This window comes from Tenacibaculum sp. MEBiC06402, from assembly GCF_049239625.1.
GTDB lineage: Bacteria > Bacteroidota > Bacteroidia > Flavobacteriales > Flavobacteriaceae > Polaribacter.
Genome location: NZ_JBMKKT010000086.1, coordinates 157116 through 179374, shown reverse-complemented (window position 1 = coordinate 179374; position 22259 = coordinate 157116). Strand labels below are relative to the sequence as shown.

Genomic DNA, 22259 nt, shown 5'->3' with positions numbered 1-22259 from the left:
CACTGATTTAATTTATATAAAGAGATATTTTTTTACTTAATCTCGAAATCTTCCATGAATTTTGTAGTGTAATTACCAGCTACATAATCAGGATGATCCATTAATTGTCTATGGAAAGGAATTGTTGTTTTAATTCCTTCAATGATATACTCATCTAAAGCACGCTTCATTTTGTTAATTGCTTCTTCACGTGTTTGTGCAGTTACAATTAATTTAGCGATCATTGAATCATAGTTTGGTGGAATTGTATATCCAGCATAAGAATGTGTATCAATACGAACTCCATGGCCACCTGGCTCATGGTAAGAAGTAATTTTACCTGGAGAAGGTCTAAAGTTCTTATGTGGATCTTCCGCATTAATTCTACATTCAATTGAGTGTAATTGAGGAGTATAGTTTTTACCAGAAATTGGCACTCCAGCAGCTACTAAAATTTGCTCACGGATTAAGTCGTAGTCAACTACTTCTTCAGTAATTGGGTGCTCTACTTGGATACGAGTGTTCATTTCCATGAAGTAGAAGTTACGGTGTTTATCAACTAAAAATTCTACCGTTCCAGCACCTTCGTACTTAATATATTCCGCAGCTTTTACTGCAGCTTCTCCCATTGCATGTCTTAATTCATCAGTCATAAATGGAGAAGGAGTTTCTTCTGTTAATTTTTGGTGACGACGTTGAACAGAGCAATCTCTTTCAGATAAGTGACATGCCTTACCAAATGAATCACCAACAATTTGAATTTCAATATGTCTTGGCTCTTCAATTAATTTTTCCATGTACATTCCGTCGTTTCCAAAAGAAGCTTTTGCTTCCATACGAGCAGAATCCCAAGCTGGTTTTAAATCTTCTTTTTTCCAAACAGCACGCATCCCTTTACCACCACCTCCGGCAGTTGCTTTAAGCATTACAGGGAATCCCATGTCTACAGCGATTTTTTCAGCTTCTTCGTAAGAATCTAAAATTCCTTCAGATCCAGGAATACATGGTACACCTGCAGCAATCATTGTTGCTTTTGCAGTTGCTTTATCTCCCATTTTAGAGATCATTTCTTCACTTGCCCCGATAAATTTAATATCGTGCTCCTCACATAACTTAGAAAATTTTGCATTTTCAGAAAGGAAACCATATCCAGGGTGAATAGCATCAGCATTTGTGATTTCAGCAGCAGCAATAATTCTGTCCATTTTTAAGTAAGACTCGTTACTTGGAGCAGGACCAATACATACAGCTTCATCAGCAAACCTTACGTGCAAACTCTCAGCATCTGCTTTTGAGTATACAGCTACAGTTTTGATGCCCATTTCTTTACAGGTACGAATTACACGAAGTGCAATTTCACCTCTATTGGCAATTAATATCTTTTTAAACATAATTGATAAGTTTTTTAAACTCAATCGATTGAGTTATAAGACTTAAATTAAGATGGATCAACTAAGAATAAAGGTTGATCAAATTCAACAGGTGATGAATCATCTACTAAAACTTTAACGATTTTTCCTGAAACTTCAGATTCAATTTCGTTAAATAGTTTCATTGCTTCAATAATACAAACTGTATCTCCAGCTTTAATTTCAGAACCAACTTCTACAAAAACAGGTTTGTCTGGAGAAGGCTTACGGTATAATGTTCCGATAATTGGAGATTTGATAGTTACATATTTTGAATCATCTTCAGTAGCTTGCGGAGCCGCTGGAGCTGCAGGTTCGCTTGCTACCGGTTGTGGAGCAGCAGCAACTGGAGCCGCCATCATTTGTGGAGCAGCTGGCATTGAAGCTTGAATGATTCGTGTTTCTGGAGTGTCAGATCCAGTTTTAATCGTAATCTTTACATCATCCATCTCTAATTTTACCTCACTGGCACCAGACTTAGCTACGAACTTAATAAGATTTTGGATTTCTTTAATGTCCATTGTTTATAATTTTAGTTGATTGTCTATTTGTTATATGCCCATTTCAGGTAGATAGATCCCCATGTGAATCCACCACCAAAGGCTGCAAAAATTAAATTATCTCCTTTTTTCAGTTCTTTTTCATAATCGGCTAGTAAAAGAGGTAAAGTAGCTGATGTAGTATTACCATATCTACTAATATTCATCATTACTTTTTCATCATCTAAACCAATTCTATTGGCTGTAGCTTCTATAATTCTCTTATTAGCTTGGTGTGGTACTAACCAATTAACAGTTTCTTTGGTTAGATTATTTCTTTCCAATATTTTTTCAGAAACATCTGCCATGTTAGAGACAGCAAACTTAAATACTGTCCTACCTTCTTGATGAACAAAATGTTGACCTTCTTTTACTGTTTCTTCAGAAGGAGGCAAAATGGAACCACCAGCTTCGATTTTCAAGAAATCTCTACCTATGCCATCACTTCTTAAATATTCATCTTGAAAACCTAAACCTTCTTCGTTAGGTTCAAATAAAACAGCACCTGCGCCATCACCAAATATGATACATGTTGCTCTGTCCGAATAATCAATTATTGAAGACATTTTATCAGCACCGATTAATAGTACCTTTTTATATCTTCCAGACTCTACATAACTAGATGCTACTGACATTCCATACAAGAAACTTGAACAGGCTGCTTGTAAATCGTAAGCAAATGCATTTTCAGCACCAATTTTAGTTGCAGTATACACTGCAGTCGAAGCAACTGGCATATCAGGTGTAGCTGTAGCCACAATTACAAGATCAATCTCTTTAGGATTAATATTGTTCTTTTCAATAAGGTTTTCGGCAGCTTTAATAGCCATGTATGAAGTACCTTCTCCTTCTTTCTTTAAAATTCTGCGTTCTTTGATTCCAGTTCGAGTAGTAATCCATTCATCATTAGTATCCACCATAGTTTCTAACTCCTTATTGGTTAGAATATAATCAGGGACGTACTTTCCTACTGCTGTAATTGCTGCAGTTGTTTTATTCATATCTTTTACGGATAGTAAATTCAGTTTCCAAAAGTAGTGATTTTTTTTTCACTTTGTAACTAAAAAAACGCCAAAAACATACGTTTTTGGCGTTAAATTACTTAAACCCAGTTTAATAATTGGGTAAATATCTTAAGCTTCAGCTTCTGTGCTGTCAATAACAACTTGACCACGGTAATATAATTTACCCTCGTGCCAGTGAGCTCTGTGGTATAAATGAGCTTCACCAGTTGTAGGATCAACAGCTATCTGAGGCATAGTAGCTTTATAGTGAGTTCTTCTCTTATCTCTTCTAGTTTTTGATATTTTTCTCTTAGGATGTGCCATTTTACTCGTTTTTTCCTGTTAGTAAATCTTTTAATTTATCCCATCTAGGGTCAGTCGATTCTTCCTCAACTGTTTTTTCGTTATTTATTTCTAATTCTTTTAACTTCTCTAAAGTTTCAGATTTCATTGTTCCGTTAAGTACATCGGGATGTGTCCTTTTCGTAGGAGCAGAAAGAACTATTAATTCGTAGATGTACTGAGCTACATTAATTTGGTATTCCTCATATGGAATAATTAATATCTCCTCGTTTTCATCATTGAATTCAGGTCCAAACTTCACTACTAAAGGAAAATTCCCTGATATTTCTTGATTAAAATATTCGTTGGTAATATCACAAGGGACATTAATTGTTCCTTCAATATTGAAATACAATTCCAAAAGTGTACTTTTTTTAACTAAGTTAATGTTCGCACTAATGTTAACTTCGTTAAACTCGGTGTACTGAAATTCTTCAAAGAACTTATTGTCTATCTGATACTGAAAATCATGGCTTCCTTCTTTCAAACCAACAAAAGAAATATTATATTCTTTTAATCCTTTCATTTACAATATCAAATTGAGGGCGCAAATATAATAAAATGTTTTGTAATAAGGAATAAATAAAGATTATTTTGATTTTAATCTATTCCTCTCTAAGTCAATGTATTCTTTTCTGTTTCTAAAAATCTTTAAAGAAGTAAATAATGCTTCTTCAAAAGATGTGATGTTTGCCTTGTTTTTACCCGCGATATCAAAACCAGTTCCATGATCTGGTGATGTTCTGATTTTGTTAAGACCAGCAGTGAAATTTACGCCATTTCCAAACGATAATGCTTTAAACGGAGCTAAACCTTGATCGTGATACATTGCTAAAACACCATCAAATTGCTTGTAAGTTTTAGAACCAAAGAAACCGTCTGCCGCATATGGGCCAAAAATTAATTTTCCCGTTTCCTTTATTTTTTGAACCGTTGGCCTAATTATTTCATCATCTTCTTTTCCTATTACTCCTTTATCTCCACAATGAGGATTTAGTCCTAAAACTGCTATTTTCGGTTTGCTAATATTAAAATCTTGTTTCAATGATTGCTCCATGATGTTTACTTTCTCAGTAATTAATTCAGGAGTAATTGTTTCTGCAATATTTGAAACAGGAATGTGACCAGTAATTAAACCAATTCTCAAATCTTCGGTCATCAAAATCATTAAACTTTTCCCTTCCAGGTTCTCTTCAAGATATTCGGTATGACCAGGAAAGTCAAATTCTTTTGACTGTATATTATCTTTATTAATTGGTGCTGTTACTAGTACGTCAATTTCATTGTTCTTTAAAGCTTCGGTAGCAGTAGTTAAAGATTTTAGTGCAAATTTACCACCGTCTTGAGTTGCTTTACCAATGTCAATTTTGTATTCTTCTTTACTGATGTTAATTAAATTCAGTTTTCCATGAACAATTTTATCTAAAGAATGAATTCCGTGGATACTATTATTTAGGTTTAACGCCTTTTTATGGAACGAAATAACTTTGTTGGAACCAAATAAAACAGGTGTACAAAAATCAAACATTCGTTTGTCTTGAAATGTTTTTAATATGATTTCTATACCAATTCCATTAGCATCACCTAATGAAATACCTACAATAATTTTATTTGTTTTTTCCATATTAGACTTTTGATGTCGTATTTTTGATGCAAACAAAAGTAACTAAATTTAAACAATGTTTACAGGTATCATTGAAACTATTGGAGTAGTTTCTAATATTAAAAAGGATTTAGAGAATATTCACTTTACCATCAAGAGCGCTATTACTAATGAATTAAAAATAGATCAAAGCGTGGCGCATAACGGAGTGTGTTTAACTGTAGTTGAAATTAGTGGTGATGAGTACGTTGTTACAGCCATAAAAGAAACAATGGATAAGACCAATATGGGAGATATCTCAGTTGGCGACGAAGTGAATCTAGAAAGGGCGATGAAGTTAGGAGATCGATTGGATGGTCATATCGTTCAGGGTCATGTTGATGAAACAGGTGTGTGTGTTGGAATCGAAGATCAGGATGGAAGTACAATGTTTACATTCGAATACCACTCGGATAATAATAATATTACTATTGAAAAAGGGTCAATTACGGTGAATGGAGTTAGTTTAACAGTAATTAATTCTGAGGAAAGTAAATTTAGTGTTGCCATTATTCCTTACACTTTAGAACACACTGTGTTTAAAAACTTCAAGGTTGGTACAAAAGTAAATTTGGAATTTGACGTAATCGGTAAATACGTAGCAAGATTACAATCTTATAAGAATTAAAGAGCCGTCTTTAAAGACGACTCTTTTTTTTAATGTTATTCAATAACACCTCTAAGACATTGATGCGTTTCCATCGTTCCTAAGCAGCATCCATTTGATAACGGGTATCCGCCACAAGCTAAACATCTACTAGCCGGATAAGTTGGACAACTGGCACCACCGTTAATTTGTTTTTGCTCAGACTTCTCTAAAGTCTTTCCTAATTTTAAAATTGATTTTTTCATAATTGAAATGATTTAAAATGATTTTAAATCCTTGAACATTTAAAGACACTCAAGGAGTATGTCTATTCTTCGCGATAATTTTTAAATTTACTTTAAAAGCAAGGTCCTAAGAAAATAGTGTAAATTCCTTGTGGACCTTTACAGTATCCTAAAAGTTCTCCACCAATACATGCTATTAAGGCTCTTCCTCCTTCATTGCAGTAGGCCACTGTAACACCACCATTTACTTTTCTCTGATCAGCTTTGTTTAATTGTTTTCCTAATTTTAAAATTGATTTTTTCATAATCGAAATGATTTAAAAAGATTTAAATCCTTGAACATTTATAGACACTCAAGGAGTATGTCTATTCTTCGCGATAATTTGTTCTAAGAGCAATATGGTTCTAGTATGGCGTGGGATGTATCTATGCAACGTCCTCCGCTACAGCAGTCATAACGGCCTGAGCATTGGCTCGATGTGTAGCAGCTATGCCAACCACCATTGATTTGCTTTTGTTCAAAATTGTTTAGTTTCTTTCCTAAGTTTAAAATTGATTTTTTCATAATTGAAAAGATTTAATTGATTAAACCCTTGAACATTATAAGACACTCAAGGAATATGTCTATTCTTCGCTAAAAGTGTAAGTTTATTATGCAATAGAACTGTTACAACAAGTTTTTGAACTTGTTGTAGTGTTCTTTTGTGCCTCAGAGGTTAATCTTATGAAAGTTTAACTTTTGGTGGCTATTATTACGTGTTTATGACTTCTGTTAGAAGTTGTTTATACGAATAACTATTTAGCAAATGGGTTGTGTTCCATCATTACAAGTACTATTACAAGAAATAGTATAAGAACCGAAAGGAGTAAAGCAAACACCAGTATCATTACCACCATTACCACCGCCATTTAAACAAGGATGATTTGGAGGTACTATGCATGGGCAATCTGGAGGAGCGATATCACAACCACCGATTTGACCGTTGATGTTCTGTAGTTCAGTTTTGGTTAATACCGAACCTAGTTTTAAGATTGTTTTTTTCATTTTGAAAAGATTTAATGTTTATTAAATCCTTGATCATTTTAAGACATTCAAGGTATCTGTCTATTCTTCGCGATATATTATTTTATAACATTTTTAAGCTGATAAAAGAAGCGTTCAATAAGTCTAAGATCTTCTGTAATTATATCTGCCGTTCCAGTCATTTCTTGTTTAAATTCAATTTCTTTTTCATAAGTTGTAATGAGTTTTTTCGGTAATTCAACGTCTATTAAATAATTTCCTTCCAAATCTGGGAATAGAGATATAAATTTCACAGTTCCATTTAATTTACCAAACTCATCTGCTGGGTAGTTCAATAATTTAATGTGTACAGCTTGTCCTTTTTTAATTTTACCTGAATTGGCAATAGGCGCTTTAATTTTACCAATAAAAGACTCACTGTTTTCCGGGATTATAGTGAATATTAAATCACCAGTTTTAACAGTTTGGTTTTTATTCCAAAAAGATAAAAATGAAACTTTACCATCAATTGACGATGTTAAAGCATATAGTTTTTCCCAGTCTTTAATAGCTTTTTTTAAGTATAAAAAGGATTGAATGGCTTTTTTTCTTAATCGAATGTCATTTTGAGTTTTCTTTATAGAAGTTCCTTCGTAATTTCTTTTAGAGTTATTAATCAACTCTCTCATTTGAGAAATAGATGTCTCGTTGCTTTCATAGGCTCTTTGGGCTTGAAGATATTCTACTTCTTTTTGTCTTTTTTCCTTAGCAGAAATAACTCCCTGTTCAAACATTTTTCTACTAACTTCTAAATCACTTTTTCGAAAGGCCAATTCTTTTTTGTTTAGTTCTCTTTGTGAAAGAGAAGTTTGTAAACGTCTTCTGGCTTCAATAACAGACATTTTATTGGCGAAAGTCTCAGATTTAAACGGCGCTAGTTTTTCATTTAAAACATAATCTGAATAATCATTTTCAAATTGCGAAAAGCTAGTTGTAATATCTCCTAACATTAATGGAGGTAAATCATCTATTGGAAAAGAAAAGTTATTGTCATAAATCTGAATGGTGTCTACAATGCTCTTTAATAATAATACATCTTTATACGAAGCTGTGTTTTCTATGACTGCCAAGACCTCATTTTGTGAGACTACGGTCCCTTCACTTGCTAAAAAAACTTCAAACTGCCCTGTGGATTTAGCAAATAATTTCTCTGGCGGAGTAGAGGTGGTTACCATAACTTGAGAAGTTATTACATCTGGGTATTTGATAAACCATGAAATGAATAACAACATTAGAATCAATATAAAAACTAAAGTGTTTCCATATCGAATCATCCAATTAGGTACTTTGGTTAAAATTTCCTGTACCTCTTCACTTCTAATCTCTATGTCTTGAATGTCTTGTGGCATTGAACTAAAAAGTATAAAGAGAGAGATAGTTTAAATCTCTCTCTATTAATTATTGTTTTATAAAATTAAAAAGGCCATCCTGGATTCCAACCTGCGCTTGTGTCACAATCACAACGACCTGTTCTTTCATTACATACAGCGTCTAAATCACAAGGATTGTTTTGTGCTGAGCATGCTATTTGAGATTGCGTTTCCTGATCACAATCACCATCTGAGATGCCAAACCCACGTCCTCCTTTGATTAACTTTTGTTCTTTTTTATTTAAAATAGAACCAATATTTAAAATTGACTTTTTCATAATTAAAATTCTATTCTATTTGAACAAACATCACTGGTACAAGTATAATATGGATCGTTTACTAAAAAAGGATATTGACTGATCCAAAATCCTTGCGTTCTAGTACAGCAAAATTGATATAAGGTAGGTATATAACCTCCTTTTATTGTTTGTTGCTGATCTTTACTTAGGTTTTTTCCTAATGTCAAAATTGATTTTTTCATCATTTATTTGATATTTTATGAGAGACTTTTATCTCTAAATTTTTATTCTGTTAAACTGGATCAACTGGTTCACCTCCTCCACCAGGAGGATTATTATTACCACCGCCAGAACCTCCTGTATTACAACTACAGTATAAAGGTTTCCAATATAGCTCTTGTAAGTATGGATCAGCACACCATTCAAAACAAGGTCCTCCGAAAACTTGTCCTCCTTTTATGTTTTTCTGTTCTGCTTTTTTTAAAGCCTTACCAAAATTTAAGATTGATTTTTTCATAATTCAAAGGATTAAAAACAAGCACAGTTTTCAGAAGTTCCATATCCTGTTGCTCCCGGATGCCAAATACCTCCTGTTTCTCCACATTCAGAAGGAGTACAACATCTTGGGTCTCCATAATTTACAAGACATTTAAATTTAGTAGGTCTTAATGTACCTCCACTAATTGCTTTTTGGTCAACTTTGTTTAACAGTTTGCCTAAGTTTAAAATTGATTTTTTCATAATCAAAAAAGATTTAAATTGATTTTAAATCCTTGAACATTTAAAGACACTCAAGGTTTGTGTCTGTTCTTCGCGAAAGAATATTTTAATGTTGTTTTGTGATATTGATAGATGAAGTTACTTTACCAAAATATCTATGCTGTCACAAACTAATTTATACGTACAAGGTCCAGTTTTAACCCAATCACAACCTGGAGGAGGTGGAGCTAATACAGGTAATTCACACGGGAAAGGTTTGATAGGGATAATTTCAATACCTCCAAAAATGTTTTTCTGATCTGATTTGTTTAGGATAGTTCCTAAGTTTAAGATTGATTTTTTCATTATTCTATAATTTAATGGTTGATTATTATTCAGTTTTTGTGCTGTTAACTACCAAGTTCAAGTTGGTTTTTAACAAGGTTGTAATAATTTCCTTTTAGTTTAATTAATTCTTGGTGATTTCCTTGCTCTACTATTTTTCCTTTGTCTAAAACTACAATTTGGTGTGCGTTTTTTACGGTACTTAGTCTATGTGCAATTACAACAGCGGTTTTGTCAGCAAAAAAAGTGTTTAGTTTTTCCATAATAACCTTTTCGTTATTTGCATCTAGTGCTGAAGTAGCTTCGTCAAAAAATAGAAATTTAGGGTTTTTGTAAACAGATCTTGCAATTAACATACGCTGTTTTTGACCTGTACTTAATCCGCTTCCTTCACTACCAATTTTAGTATTAAAACCTAATGGTAAACCATCGATATAGTCTGAAATATTGGCAACATCAATGGCATGAGCTAGTTTTTTCTTGTCAACGAAATCCTCTCCAACAGCAATGTTTTTAGCAATTGTATCATTGAAAATGTATCCTTCTTGCATTACCACACCACAATTTCTTCTCCATTCTTTTTGGGAGATACTTCTAAAATTAAAATTTCCAATCTTTATTTCACCTTCGTCAACTTGATAAAAACCAAGTAATAGCTTCATTAATGTTGTTTTTCCACTTCCACTTACACCTACAATTGCGGTTGTTTTATTAGCTGGAATTTTGAGGGTTAAATTTTTAATTACAGGTTCTAAACCACCAGTATATCGAAATGAAATATTATTCAATTCAATGTCATTATTTGTTGGGATATTCGTAACCTTTTCATCATCAGGACTTTCTTCATCTTCCATGTTGTGGATTTCACCAAGACGATCTAATGAAATTTGAGCATCTTGTAAATCTCTCATGAAATTGATGAGCTGAGTAATTGGACCATTAAGCTGACCAACGATATAGCTAATTGCCATCATCATACCTAAAGTAATATCACCATCAATTACTAACTTAGCGGAAAGAATTGTGATGAGCATATTTTTTAGTTCGTTAATTAAGTTAGACCCTACACTTTGAGTTTGCTCTAAAGCCAAACTTTTGGTAGCAACTTTAAATAAACGAGCTTGAACGTATTCCCAATTCCAACGCATTCTTCTTTCAGCGTTGTGCAGTTTAATTTCCTGCATTCCATTAATTAGTTCAATTACTTTACTTTGTTCCTGACTCACCTCAGAGAACCGTTTATAGTCTAATTCTTTACGTTTTTTAAAGAAAAATAGTACCCATGAAAAGTACAGTATACTTCCAAGAACAAAGACTCCGAAAATCTGAAAGCTATAATAGCTCAAAACCAAACTGAAAATAATCAGATTTACAAATGAAAATAATACAGTAAGGGAAGAAGTGGTAAGGATTCTTTCGATTCGTTTATGATCGTTTATGCGTTGTAATAAATCCCCTGTCATTCTTACATCGAAATAAGAAATAGGTAGTTTCATTAATTTTATAAAGAAGTCGGAAATAAGAGAAATGTTAATCCGAGTACTTAAGTGCAGTAGAATCCAACTTCGAACAATTTCTAAAGATGCTTTTCCTAAAAAAAGAAAAAGTTGCGCGAACAGAATAAGGTAGACAAAATTTATGTCTTGGTTTTCAATACCAACATCAACTACACTTTGAGTTAAGAATGGTAGAATAAGCTGTAAAACACTTCCAGCAAGAAGTCCGATAATTAACTGGATGATGAACTTCTTGTATTTGAATACGTATTTGAAAATAAAGGAGAAGCCAAATTTCTCGTCTTTTTCAAATTCTTCTGAATAAAATTTAGGAGTAGGTTCAATTAATAATGCGATACCTTCTTCCGTTGTTTCATCGGCGTTATTTCCAATCCAATGTTTAATAAATTCTTCTTTTGTGAAAGTTATTAAACCGTGAGCGGGATCTGAAACATAGACTGTGTTTTTCTTTATTTTGTAAACTACTACATAATGGTTTTTATTCCAATGTACAATACAAGGTAATGGAGCTTCAATAAATTTTTCAAAAGCTAACTTTATCCCTAGTGATTTAAAACCAATAGATTCAACAGCTTCACTTAACCCAAGAAGGCTACTTCCTTCACGAGTAGTTTCACTTAGGCTTCTTAACTGTTGGGTGTTAATAGTTTTACCATAGTGTTTGGCAATTATTTTTATACAAGTTGGCCCACAATCTTTGGCTTCTGTTTGTTTGTAATGTGGAAATTTTTTCAAAAAATACAGTTAAAATAACTGGGCAACATTATCCAGTTTGGGTTAATACTAATTCTTTTATTCTATGCTCTCTTAAATTGTACTTCTTTTATTTTATCTCAAAATAGAAACACTATAAAAAATTCTCTGTCAATTTTGTTGTTTTAAAATTTAATTACTTAAGCTTTAAACCATGGCTTTTACAAGTTTAAATTTATTTTTTAACAAAAATTAAAATTTTAAAACTACATTTGCGCCGAACATTTTGGACACTCATTGAGTGCGTCTATTCTTCGCGAGAGAATATTGTTCAAAAAAGAGCAAAGTCGTTAGTTCGACTTTGCTTGTCTTTTTTATAGTTCAGTATGTTGAGGAATGTTACTATAGTTTTCGTCTAAGTCTTCAATAAAAAAACTTAAATCTGTTCTGCTATATTCTTTTGGAAAAGCTTTTCCGTTGATTAAAATCTCAGGAGTAAAATTAATTCCATTTGCCTTACACCACTCTTTTTCTTGATTTAACACCTCTTGATGTTTAGCAAAATCAGTACTCTTTTTCCACTTGGCAATCCAGTTATCATAATCGACTTCACCATAAATTTCGCTCATAGCTTCCATGCAGATTTTTTCTCCTTCTTCATGATAAAGTTCAATAAGTCGATTAGTTACAACAACTCCATTAGAATCAGGATGGTCAACAGGAACGTTAAAACGAATAATAACTTTTACTAAGTTTTGATAACGTTCTATTATTTGATCCACCAATTTATGTACAGGTTTACAATGGCCACAAAAAGGGTTCGTAATGATAGTTATTTCTACTGATGATTTTTTGTTTCCTAAAATAATTTCTCCAGCACTTTCTAGAGTTGTATTAAGCTTAGGAGACTTTTGTAATAGTGTATTAAATAGATTAAAATTTCTTTTGAATTTAATGGATTCAATTTTTTCCTTTCTTAAATCGATTACGTCTTTGATAAGCGGTTTCAAATATCTCCAGGCTGAATAAGTACCAATAAAACTTAAAGCTGTAATTACAATATCTTTGGTTTGAAGATTTAGTAATGCGTTAAAATCCGTTGTTTTTAGAAAAACTAAGCCGGCTTGAAACCAAAGAATTCCAACAATTGATAAACATAAGGTACACCAAGATTTAACTACTTGGTATTGGTAGTAAATTGAGTAAAGAGTAATTGGTAAAGCTAATAAGCTTATAACATAAACAGAATTAAAATAACTTAAGCTAAGAGAAGCAATTGTTAAGCCAATGAAATAAATAATACTTAAATCACTTAATTTATGTCCTTTAATAATTTCTGCTCCCTTAGAGCTTAAAACAGCATCGCAATCTTTCTTTTCATTATTACCAGAACAAAAAGCGTCACCGATTAAGGTGCTTTCACCTAGTTCTTGTTTCAAAATACTGTAACTCGCAACAATTCCGAAAACTGATAATAAGAGATGCATAAGACTGATTCCTCCTATTTTGTCAAAAGTTAAAAAACCAGTTATTCCAACTAAGGCAAGGAGCAGAACATAATCTAAAATTGGATTTGATGTTTTTCCTGCTGTTTCGTTTTCTGTTTTTTCGACAGCGACAATAATTCCTGTAAATTTCTGGATAAATTCTGATTCAGATAGTCGTGTGTCTTTACTTGAACTAGAATAGATGGAGTATTGAGGTTTGTTTTTTACTTTTGAAACAGTTACTAAATCTGTTCCGTCATCTGTATTAATCTGAGCTATAAAACTCTCAGGTAATTGATGTAATGTTTGAATGTCGGTTGGTACTTCAGCTGCAACATTTTCAATATTAAAATGGTCTAATACACCAGTAATTGCATGTAAACTTGGATAAGAAGGGTGACTTTTTATTTGAAAAGCAAGTTCTTTCTTATCATATGCAATTTTATTTTTTGATAGCAGCCTCTGCACTATCATAAATAGTGGATTCTTCATCGGAGGACAATATTTTGGTTGATTCTAATTACTCCAAATATAACTTTTTTGGTTATACTTTTAAAGTAAAAGTGTATAATTTACATAATCAAAACTATGATTAGTAGTATTTATTTTATTTTTTAACAAAAAATATAAGAGAATCATAAAAACAAAAAAGCTTCACAAAAAGTGAAGCTTTAAAGGTGGTCCCACATGGGCTCGAACCATGGACCCCCTGATTATGAGTCAGGTGCTCTAACCAACTGAGCTATAGGACCAGTAAAATGGATTGCAAAAATAAAATATTTTTTGAAATCCGAAAGGCTTTTTTATACTTTTCTAGTCATTAAGTTTTTCCCGAAACTAATAAGACTTTCCTTCGCTGATTCTGATATGTTTAACTGTTTTAAATCTTCAAATGATTTATTTGTGTATTCTTGAATTAAGTTTTGTGTTAATGAAGGAATATCATTTTGCTCAAATATGCGAGTAACTTCAGAAACTTTGATAGAGCTATCCTCTAGTTTTTGATTGTAATAAAATTTCAGTTTCTCCTTATCTTCATTATTTGCGAGTTCAAGACATTTAAGGTATAAATATGTTTTTTTATTCTCAATAATATCTCCACCGATTTGTTTACCAAAAGTTTCAGGATTACCAAACGTATCTAAATAATCGTCTTGAAGTTGAAAAGCGATACCTAAGTTTAATCCAAAATTATACAAACCATTGGCATCTTCCTCACGTGCTTCGGCTACAATGGCTCCCATTTTTAAAGCTGCGGCTACTAAAACAGAAGTTTTTAACGTAATCATTTTAATATATTCAGGTATGGTAACATCATTGCGAGTTTCAAAATCAACATCTAGTTGTTGCCCGTCACATACTTCAAGTGCTGTTTTACTAAATAATTTGGCTAATTGTTGAAAAATAGCAGGTTCGTAGTTTTCAAAGTATTGATATGCTAAAATCAGCATGGCATCACCAGAAAGAATCCCAGTATTTATATCCCATTTTTCATGAACTGTTTCTTTTCCTCTTCGTAAAGGGGCTTCATCCATTATATCATCATGAACTAAAGTAAAGTTGTGAAATGTTTCTACAGCCATTGCCGCTGGTAATGCTTTTTCGAACGAATTAGAAATAACATCACAAGCAATAAGAGTTAATAAAGGACGTAATCGTTTTCCTCCTAATTGTAAAATATAATCTACTGGAGTATATAAATTCTTAGGTTCTCTGTTAAAATCTTGCTTTTCTAAATAAGAAATAAAAGGCTGATAATATTTAGTTAAATCCAAAGGTTAAGTTTTTGTGCAAAAATAAAGTAATTCAACCAACTGGGTAAATTCAATGTTAAAAAAACATTAAAACTTAGGAAACTTTTTTTGTTTCTAAAGTTTCCTTGCGTACATTTGCATCGAATTATGAGAGATAAAATTATAAACAAAGCTGGGGAATTGTTCTTAAATCTAGGGTTTAAGAGTGTTACGATGGATGATATTTCAGGTGAGTTAGGAATATCAAAAAAAACATTGTACAAACATTTTTCAAATAAAGTTTCGTTGGTAGATGCATCTTGTGCTACAATTCATCAGTCTATTGAGCAAACTATAGATTTTATTAAAGAGAAAAAATACAACGCTATTGAGGAGGAGTTTGCAATCAAGGCAATTTTTAAAGAAATGTTTAAAAATGCAAAAGACTCACCAATGCACCAATTAAGAAAATACTATCCTGAAATTTATACAAAATTGATGCATCGCGAAGTATGCATGTTTAAAGATTGTAATGGTGATAATTTAAAGAAAGGTATTGAACAAGGTTTATATCGTGAAGATATCGATCTTGATTTAACCACAAACTTTTATTTCACTTTGATTTTTGGTCTGTTTGAATCAGATATGTATAGTCAAAATATGCAAGAATTGGTAAAAATTGAATACAAGATTTTAGAATACCATATAAGAGCGATTGCTACTGAAAAAGGAGTTAAAGAATTAGAAAAACAATTAAAAATAATTAATGAAAACTAACCAAATGAAGAAATACATTTTAAGTGTATTTGTTTTGTTTTTTATGAGTGTAGTATATGCTCAACAAAAAAAAGAAATGAGTTTGTCTTTAAGAGAAGCTGTTTTCTATGCAATAAAGAACAATTACAACAACAAAACAGCTCTAAATGATATTGAAGCTGCAAAAGAAAAAAAGTGGGAAACAACTGCGTCTGGTTTACCTCAAATTAATGGATCGTTAAATTATCAGAATAATTTAAAAAGACAGTTTCCTGGTGTCGATTTTGATCAAGATGGAAATATAGACTTTAATGCTCAGCATAATATTACTGGAACCGTAACATTGAGTCAATTATTATTCGATGGTTCTTATTTAGTCGGATTGCAATCTGCTAAAACTTATTTAAAAATTTCAGAGCAAGCAAAGGAAAAGACTGAATTAGCTACAAGAGAAGCGGTAATAAATGCCTATGGTAATGTTTTAGTTGCAGAGGAAAGTGTGCAAATTCTCGAAAGAAATAAAAAAGTAAACGATAGATTATTAAGAGGAGCAAGACTAGGTTATGAAAATGGTTTAGCGGAACAAGAAGATGTTGAGCGATTTGAGATTTCTGAGGGAAATATAATAAGCAATATTAGAAATGCCAAAAGGATGGTGGAAATTGCTTACGAGTATTTAAATATCGCATTAGGAAATCCGATCGATACAAAACTAATCTTAACTGAAACATTAGAAGATTTAGTTTTGAAAAACTCTAACTTAGAATTATTATCCGAGAAGTTTGACTTGGATAATCATATTGATTATCGAATTGCACAGAACGATAGAGAAAGTAATCGATTGCTTCTAAAATTAGAAAAAAGTAAGGCTTTACCAAGTGTAAATGCATTTATCAATTACTCACGATTGGCTAATGCAGAAGATTTTACCTTTTTCGACTCATCTCAACAATGGATTTCTACATCAGTATTTGGTTTAGGTATAAATGTACCAATCTTTAGTAGTTTGGGCAGAACAGCGAAAACGAAACAGGCTAAAATTGCTTTAGAGTCATCTGATATTCGACTAGAGGAAACAAAACAAAAACTAAACCTTCAAATAAAACAGGCGAGAAGCCAATATCAATTAAGTATTGAAAATTACAGTACTGCAAAAAGGAATTTAGCCTTGGCAGAACGAATCGAGAAAAAACAAACAATAAAATTTGATGAAGGTGTAACTACTAGTTTCGAATTATTAGAAACAAGAAATCAGTTATATACACAACAGAACAACTATTTACAGGCGATGCTGAATATCATTTCAAGCAAAGCTACTTTAGATAACGCATTAAATATACCAGTTAAATAATCAACTAATGAGAAAGATATTTATACTAACCGTAACTTCAGCTTTTTTATTCTCATGTGGAAGCAAAGAGCAATCTGTAGAATCTGTTTTAGCTTCAAACGATCTAACGCAAATTAGAGCTAAAAAGGATGAGCTAAGTACAAAATCTCAAGATATTGCAAGTCAAATTAAACAGTTAGATGCAGCAATTGCGAAGTTAGACACAAATAAAAAGGTTCCTTTAATTTCTACAATTCAAGCAAATGCCAAGGAATTTATACACTATTTAGAGCTGCAAGGAAGCGTTCAAACTAAAAAGAACGTTTTGGTATATCCAGAAGTTCCAGGTCAACTAGTTAGTGTTCTTGTAAAGGAAGGACAAAAAGTTTCAAAAGGACAAGCATTAGCTCGTATTGATGATGGAGGTTTATCAAATCAATTAGCTCAATTGGAAGCAAACGAGGCGTTAGCTAAAACTACTTATGAGCGTCAAAAACGTTTATGGAATCAAAGAATTGGTTCTGAAATTCAATATTTGCAGGCAAAAACGAATTACGAAGCACAAAAAAATGCTGTAACTAATTTACGAAAGAGTATCGGTAAATATACAATTAGAGCACCTTTTACAGGAATTGTAGATGATGTAATTAAAGAGCAAGGAACAGTTGTTTCTCCGGGGCCTGGTGCTGAAGTATTTAGGATTGTAAATTTAGGAGAGATGTACATTGAAACTGATGTTCCTGAAACTTACATCAGTTCTGTGGTGAAAGGGAAAGAGGTTGAAATTGAGTTTCCAATTTTAGGAAAAGAAGTGCACTCTGAAGTTCGGCAAGCAGGAAATTTTATCAATCCAGCGAACAGAACATTTAAGGTAGAAATTGGAGTTCCTAATAAAGATAGGTCAATCAAACCAAATTTAACGGCGAAATTAAAAATTAACGATTATACAAACCCAACGGCAATTTTAATTCCACAAAGTATTATTTCTGAAAATTCAAAAGGAGAGCAATACGTATATGTTGTTGAGAGTTCTCAGGATAAATCTGTAGCTAAACAAGTAATTATTGAAACAGGAAAAACACAAGGTGATGTTGTGGAAGTAATAAAAGGTTTACAGAGCGGAATGCAAATTATTGACGAAGGAGCAAGAAGTGTAAAAGATAAACAAGAAGTTAAGATTTTAAAATTAACCAAATAACAATCAAAAACTAATCTGATGACAGACCAACAGAAAAAAGTAGATAAAGAGTTTGGTTTATCTTCTTGGGCAATTAAGAATAAAACAACCATTTATGTTTTAATGGTGATTATATTATTTTCTGGAATCTCAGCATTTTTAAGTATGCCAAGGGAGAATTTTCCAGAAATCAAGGAAACTAAAATCTATGTAAACTCAATTTTCCCTGGAAATACCGCGGAAGATATTGAAAAGTTAATTACCGACCCTCTTGAGGATAAATTGAAAACAGTTAGTAACGTCACTAAAATTAATTCAACTTCTCAAGAAAATGTTTCGATGATTACTATCGAATTCAGCGAAAAAGTAACTGTAGAAGAGGCGAAGCAGTTGGTAAAAGATGAAATTGATGAAGAGGTTTCAGGAGAGGATTGGCCAACGTTTAATGGGGCTAAAGTCGAGCCGAATGTATTTGAATTAAATATTGCCGAAGAAACTCCAATTTTAAACATCAATATTTCAGGAGATTACACAGTTGAACAATTAAAAGAGTTTGCCGAGTATCTTCAAGACGATATCGAAGATTTAAAGGAAATTAAAAAAGCAGATATCAGAGGAGCAGAAGAAAAGGAAGTTGAGGTTGCGGTTGATATTTATAAGATGATGGCAGCTCAAGTAAGCTTTAATGATATCATGCAGGCTATCGGTAATGGTAATGCAACTGTTTCTGCTGGTAATATTATCGCAAGCGGACAAAGAAGAACTATTAGAGTTTTAGGAGAAATTGAAAAGCCTTCTGAACTCGAAAACTTCGTTGTGAAATCTGAAAGAGGAAATGCTATCTATTTAAAAGATATAGCAAGTGTTAGCTTTAAGGATAAAGATAAAACTACTTATGCTCGTGAGAACGGTGAATCGGTAGTAATGCTTGATGTAAAAAAGCGTTCTGGAGAGAATATGGTCGAAGCTACTGACAAGATTAGAGAAATTGTTAAAGAAGCTCAGGAGTCAAAAGCATTGCCAAGCAATTTAAAAATTACATTAGCAAATGATCAATCTTCAAAGACAGTTGGACAGGTAGATGACTTGGTAAACAATATCATATTTGGAGTTATTTTAGTTGTAACTGTATTGATGTTTTTCTTAGGGTTAAAAAATGCTCTTTTCGTAGGATTTGCAATTCCAATGTCAATGTTTATGTCATTAATGATTTTAAATATGATGGGGTATACCATGAATACGATGATTCTTTTCGGGTTAATTATGGGGCTTGGAATGCTGGTTGATAACGGTATTGTTGTTGTCGAAAATGTTTATCGATTGATGGATGAAGAGGGAATGTCTCGACTAGAAGCTGCCAAAAAAGGTATTGGAGAAATTGCATTACCAATTATTATTTCTACTGCAACTACCGTAGCGGCTTTCGTTCCTCTAGGTATGTGGCCAGGTGTTATGGGACAGTTTATGATTTATTTCCCAATTACATTATCCGTTGTACTAGGTTCATCATTATTCGTGGCAATTTTCTTCAACTCTGTTTTAGTGTCGCAATTTATGAGCACCGAGGATAAAAGTATGCCACTACAAAGAATTATTAAATTAACTGTAACACTTGGTGTTTTAGGTGTATTTGTAGTATTGTTCGGAGGTTCGTTTAGACCGTTAGGAACGTTATTGTTATTCGCAGCGGCTAATTTCTGGATTTACAGATTTGTAATGCGACCTGCTGCCAATAAATTTCAGAGAGTGGTATTACCTAGATGGGAGCGTTTTTATGAAAAGATGATAAGTGCATCATTAATTGGATGGAGACCTTATATAATTACGGGAGGTACTGTTATAACACTGTTTATTGTGTTTAATATTTTTGGTACTTTAATGAAGTCTGGTTCAGTAAAAACCGAGTTCTTTCCGGACAACACTCCAAACCAAGTGGTAGTTTATGTTGAATACCCTCAAGGAACAGATATTGAGAAGACTAATGCAATCATGAAGGATTTAGAAGAAAGAGTAACTAAGATTATCAATTCTCCTAAATACTTAGATGGTGATTATAACTTTTTAGTAGAAAGTTCAATTACTCAGGTTGGAGCAGGTTCTGGAAATCCTCAAACGGATGGTGGTTCAACTGCAGAAATGCCACATAGAGGAAAAATTGTAGCTTCAATGCGTGAATATAAATATCGCAAGGGAGCAGATAGTAAAGTTTTGAAAAAAGCAATTACGGAAGATTTAAAGGGAATTTATCCAGGATTATCTATATCAGTTGAGAAAGATCCAGTTGGACCTCCAGCTGGTTATCCAATTAATATTGAATTAGAAGGAAAGGATTATGCGGAAATGATTGATGCTGCAGAGAAAATGCGTGACTTTATCAATACAAAATCGATTCCTGGAATTGCAGAGCTTAAAATTGATGTTAACAAGGCTAAACCTACAATGTTGGTAAATGTTGATAGAAAGAAAGCGGGTGAATTAGGAGTTTCTGCATCTCAAGTTGGTCAACAATTACGAAATTCAATTTTTGGAGCAAAAGCCGGTGTTTATAAAGAAGATGGTGATGATTATGATATTTATGTTCGATTTGATGAAGAAAATCGATACAACACAAGTGCTATTTTCAATCAAACAATAACGTTCAGAGATATGGCTAGTGGACAGGTAAAATCTATTCCTGTATCGGCGGTGGCAAATCAAAAAAACACATCTGGTTTTAGTGCGATTAAACATAAAGATGGTAAGCGAATTGTAACAGTTTATTCAGCATTAGCTCCAGGTTTTACTGATGCAGAGGCAATAGTAAAAAAGATAAAAGAAGAAATGAAACTGTATAATGACATGCCTGAAACAATTGATGTTGATTACACAGGTCAAATTGAAGAACAGAAGAAGCAACAAAATTTTCTTGGAGGAGCTTTTATGTCTGGTTTAGGGTTGATTTTTTTAATTTTGATTTATCAGTTTAATTCATTGTCCAAACCAACAATTATCATGCTAGCAATCTTTTTAAGCTTAATTGGTGTTTTTTCTGGAATAATGTTAACAGGAGCTCCTTTCGTTATTATGATGACGATGATGGGAATAATTTCATTAGCCGGAATTGTCGTAAATAATGGGGTAGTTCTGCTTGACTACACACAACTACTTGTAGATAGAAAGAAAGTTGATTTAGGTTTAGAGGAAAACGAGTATGTTTCTATATCAGATTTAAAAGAAAGTATTATTAAAGGAGGAAAAGCGCGTTTACGTCCAGTATTACTTACTGCGATAACAACAATTTTAGGTTTGATTCCTTTAGCAACAGGGTTAAATATTAATTTTTACACCTTGGTGTCAGAATTGAATCCGCACATTTATGTAGGAGGAGATAATGTTATTTTCTGGGGTCCATTAGCTTGGACAGTAATTTACGGATTAATAGTAGCAACCTTCTTAACACTTATAGTAGTACCAATCTTATTCTATTTAATTACGAAATTAAAAATGTGGATAAGAAACCAAAACACTTCGGAATTAGCAGATAACGCTTTAGATGAAATTACTGGTGTAACCAGTTAGTTAAATTAATTTGTTAATAGAAAAGGGTTAGAGGTTGTTTACTTCTAACTCTTTTTGTTTTTTTGAAGAATGAATAAAAAAGAAGTTTATACTATTGAAGAAGTAAAGCGAAAATTAGAACGTTATTGCGTGTATCAAGATCGCTGTCACAAGGAGGTTGAAGATAAGCTGGGAGAGTATAAGCTAATTCCACAGGCTAAAGAAGTGATATTATTGCATCTTTTGGAGCATAACTTTTTAAATGAAGAACGATTCTCTAAGAGTTTTGCAAGAGGAAAGTATCGTATAAAAAAGTGGGGTAGACTCCGAATAATTAGAGAGCTTAAGTTTCGTCAAATTTCAGAGTATAATATTAGAACAGCTTTAAAAGAAATTGATGAAAAAGAATACATTCAAAATTTATACAGCTTAGTCGAAAAGAAGAATGAACTAATCAAAACAACGAATGCATTTGAAAGAAAGAAGAAGCTCTATGACTATTTGAATTATAGAGGTTATGAATCAAATTTGATACTAGAGGCGTTGGAGGTTTATACGAAGTAATTT

At 32.5% G+C, this 22259-nt stretch carries 24 protein-coding genes and 1 tRNA gene; 6 read left to right on the top strand and 19 right to left on the bottom strand.

Features of this window, described 5'->3' with window-relative positions; genetic code table 11:
- Positions 1 to 32 precede the first annotated feature (32 nt).
- The 6 genes from accC to pdxA form a co-directional block, all read right to left on the bottom strand.
- On the bottom strand, positions 33 to 1370 hold the full coding sequence (accC, locus tag ACOSP6_RS04830; protein ID WP_422094076.1) for an acetyl-CoA carboxylase biotin carboxylase subunit: 1338 nt from the start codon (positions 1368 to 1370) through the stop codon (positions 33 to 35).
- A gap of 47 nt (positions 1371 to 1417) precedes the next feature.
- Positions 1418 to 1909, bottom strand: coding sequence for an acetyl-CoA carboxylase biotin carboxyl carrier protein (accB, locus tag ACOSP6_RS04825; protein WP_422094077.1), 492 nt, complete (start codon positions 1907 to 1909; stop codon positions 1418 to 1420).
- Between the two features lie 23 nt (positions 1910 to 1932).
- The gene (locus ACOSP6_RS04820) at positions 1933 to 2928 is read right to left on the bottom strand and encodes a beta-ketoacyl-ACP synthase III (RefSeq protein WP_422094078.1); all 996 of its coding nucleotides are present in this window, start codon (positions 2926 to 2928) and stop codon (positions 1933 to 1935) included.
- Between the two features lie 132 nt (positions 2929 to 3060).
- Positions 3061 to 3255 carry a 50S ribosomal protein L32 gene (rpmF, locus tag ACOSP6_RS04815; protein ID WP_095069128.1) on the bottom strand — a complete coding sequence of 65 codons (195 nt, stop codon included), beginning with the start codon at positions 3253 to 3255 and terminating at the stop codon, positions 3061 to 3063.
- A gap of 1 nt (position 3256) precedes the next feature.
- Positions 3257 to 3799, bottom strand: coding sequence for a YceD family protein (locus tag ACOSP6_RS04810; protein ID WP_422094079.1), 543 nt, complete (start codon positions 3797 to 3799; stop codon positions 3257 to 3259).
- A gap of 63 nt (positions 3800 to 3862) precedes the next feature.
- Complete coding sequence (gene pdxA / locus ACOSP6_RS04805) at positions 3863 to 4897, bottom strand: 4-hydroxythreonine-4-phosphate dehydrogenase PdxA (protein WP_422094080.1); 1035 nt, start codon at positions 4895 to 4897, stop codon at positions 3863 to 3865.
- 55 nt (positions 4898 to 4952) lie between these two features.
- Between pdxA and ACOSP6_RS04800 the strand changes: the two genes are divergently transcribed.
- Positions 4953 to 5543 (top strand): riboflavin synthase, encoded by a 591-nt coding sequence (locus ACOSP6_RS04800; RefSeq protein ID WP_422094081.1) that lies wholly within the window; start codon positions 4953 to 4955, stop codon positions 5541 to 5543.
- Between the two features lie 35 nt (positions 5544 to 5578).
- On the opposite strand, the gene ACOSP6_RS04795 is transcribed toward ACOSP6_RS04800, so the two are convergent.
- From ACOSP6_RS04795 to ACOSP6_RS04735, 13 genes are all read right to left on the bottom strand, one after another.
- Positions 5579 to 5767: a hypothetical protein gene (locus tag ACOSP6_RS04795; protein ID WP_422094082.1), complete on the bottom strand. Its 189-nt coding sequence runs from the start codon at positions 5765 to 5767 to the stop codon at positions 5579 to 5581.
- Between the two features lie 92 nt (positions 5768 to 5859).
- Positions 5860 to 6051: a hypothetical protein gene (locus tag ACOSP6_RS04790; protein WP_422094083.1), complete on the bottom strand. Its 192-nt coding sequence runs from the start codon at positions 6049 to 6051 to the stop codon at positions 5860 to 5862.
- Between the two features lie 494 nt (positions 6052 to 6545).
- Positions 6546 to 6791 (bottom strand): hypothetical protein, encoded by a 246-nt coding sequence (locus ACOSP6_RS04785; RefSeq protein ID WP_422094084.1) that lies wholly within the window; start codon positions 6789 to 6791, stop codon positions 6546 to 6548.
- A 77-nt stretch (positions 6792 to 6868) separates the two neighbouring features.
- A complete protein-coding gene (locus tag ACOSP6_RS04780; RefSeq protein WP_422094085.1) occupies positions 6869 to 8158 on the bottom strand; it encodes an HlyD family secretion protein in 1290 nt (429 codons plus the stop codon).
- Between the two features lie 65 nt (positions 8159 to 8223).
- Complete coding sequence (locus tag ACOSP6_RS04775; protein ID WP_422094086.1) at positions 8224 to 8457, bottom strand: hypothetical protein; 234 nt, start codon at positions 8455 to 8457, stop codon at positions 8224 to 8226.
- A gap of 2 nt (positions 8458 to 8459) precedes the next feature.
- Positions 8460 to 8663 carry a hypothetical protein gene (locus ACOSP6_RS04770; RefSeq protein WP_422094087.1) on the bottom strand — a complete coding sequence of 68 codons (204 nt, stop codon included), beginning with the start codon at positions 8661 to 8663 and terminating at the stop codon, positions 8460 to 8462.
- 47 nt (positions 8664 to 8710) lie between these two features.
- On the bottom strand, positions 8711 to 8935 hold the full coding sequence (locus ACOSP6_RS04765; RefSeq protein WP_422094088.1) for a hypothetical protein: 225 nt from the start codon (positions 8933 to 8935) through the stop codon (positions 8711 to 8713).
- Between the two features lie 11 nt (positions 8936 to 8946).
- A complete protein-coding gene (locus ACOSP6_RS04760; protein WP_422094089.1) occupies positions 8947 to 9159 on the bottom strand; it encodes a hypothetical protein in 213 nt (70 codons plus the stop codon).
- 117 nt (positions 9160 to 9276) lie between these two features.
- Positions 9277 to 9483 carry a hypothetical protein gene (locus ACOSP6_RS04755; protein ID WP_422094090.1) on the bottom strand — a complete coding sequence of 69 codons (207 nt, stop codon included), beginning with the start codon at positions 9481 to 9483 and terminating at the stop codon, positions 9277 to 9279.
- A gap of 44 nt (positions 9484 to 9527) precedes the next feature.
- Positions 9528 to 11714: a peptidase domain-containing ABC transporter gene (locus ACOSP6_RS04750; protein ID WP_422094091.1), complete on the bottom strand. Its 2187-nt coding sequence runs from the start codon at positions 11712 to 11714 to the stop codon at positions 9528 to 9530.
- Positions 11715 to 12046: 332 nt separating this feature from the next.
- Entirely contained in the window at positions 12047 to 13651 is a 1605-nt protein-coding gene (locus ACOSP6_RS04745; RefSeq protein WP_422094092.1) for a vitamin K epoxide reductase family protein, read from the bottom strand.
- Positions 13652 to 13837: 186 nt separating this feature from the next.
- Positions 13838 to 13911, bottom strand: a tRNA-Ile gene (locus tag ACOSP6_RS04740).
- A 51-nt stretch (positions 13912 to 13962) separates the two neighbouring features.
- On the bottom strand, positions 13963 to 14934 hold the full coding sequence (locus ACOSP6_RS04735) for a polyprenyl synthetase family protein (RefSeq protein WP_422094093.1): 972 nt from the start codon (positions 14932 to 14934) through the stop codon (positions 13963 to 13965).
- A 126-nt stretch (positions 14935 to 15060) separates the two neighbouring features.
- On the opposite strand from ACOSP6_RS04735, the gene ACOSP6_RS04730 reads away from it, so the two are divergent.
- The 5 genes from ACOSP6_RS04730 to ACOSP6_RS04710 all read left to right on the top strand — a co-directional run bounded on the left by ACOSP6_RS04730 (position 15061) and on the right by ACOSP6_RS04710 (position 22256).
- Entirely contained in the window at positions 15061 to 15669 is a 609-nt protein-coding gene (locus tag ACOSP6_RS04730; RefSeq protein WP_422094094.1) for a TetR/AcrR family transcriptional regulator, read from the top strand.
- 4 nt (positions 15670 to 15673) lie between these two features.
- Positions 15674 to 16999 (top strand): TolC family protein, encoded by a 1326-nt coding sequence (locus ACOSP6_RS04725; protein ID WP_422094095.1) that lies wholly within the window; start codon positions 15674 to 15676, stop codon positions 16997 to 16999.
- A gap of 7 nt (positions 17000 to 17006) precedes the next feature.
- The gene (locus ACOSP6_RS04720; RefSeq protein WP_422094096.1) at positions 17007 to 18176 is read left to right on the top strand and encodes an efflux RND transporter periplasmic adaptor subunit; all 1170 of its coding nucleotides are present in this window, start codon (positions 17007 to 17009) and stop codon (positions 18174 to 18176) included.
- A gap of 18 nt (positions 18177 to 18194) precedes the next feature.
- The gene (locus ACOSP6_RS04715; RefSeq protein WP_422094097.1) at positions 18195 to 21713 is read left to right on the top strand and encodes an efflux RND transporter permease subunit; all 3519 of its coding nucleotides are present in this window, start codon (positions 18195 to 18197) and stop codon (positions 21711 to 21713) included.
- 69 nt (positions 21714 to 21782) lie between these two features.
- On the top strand, positions 21783 to 22256 hold the full coding sequence (locus ACOSP6_RS04710) for a regulatory protein RecX (protein ID WP_422094098.1): 474 nt from the start codon (positions 21783 to 21785) through the stop codon (positions 22254 to 22256).
- Positions 22257 to 22259 lie beyond the last annotated feature (3 nt).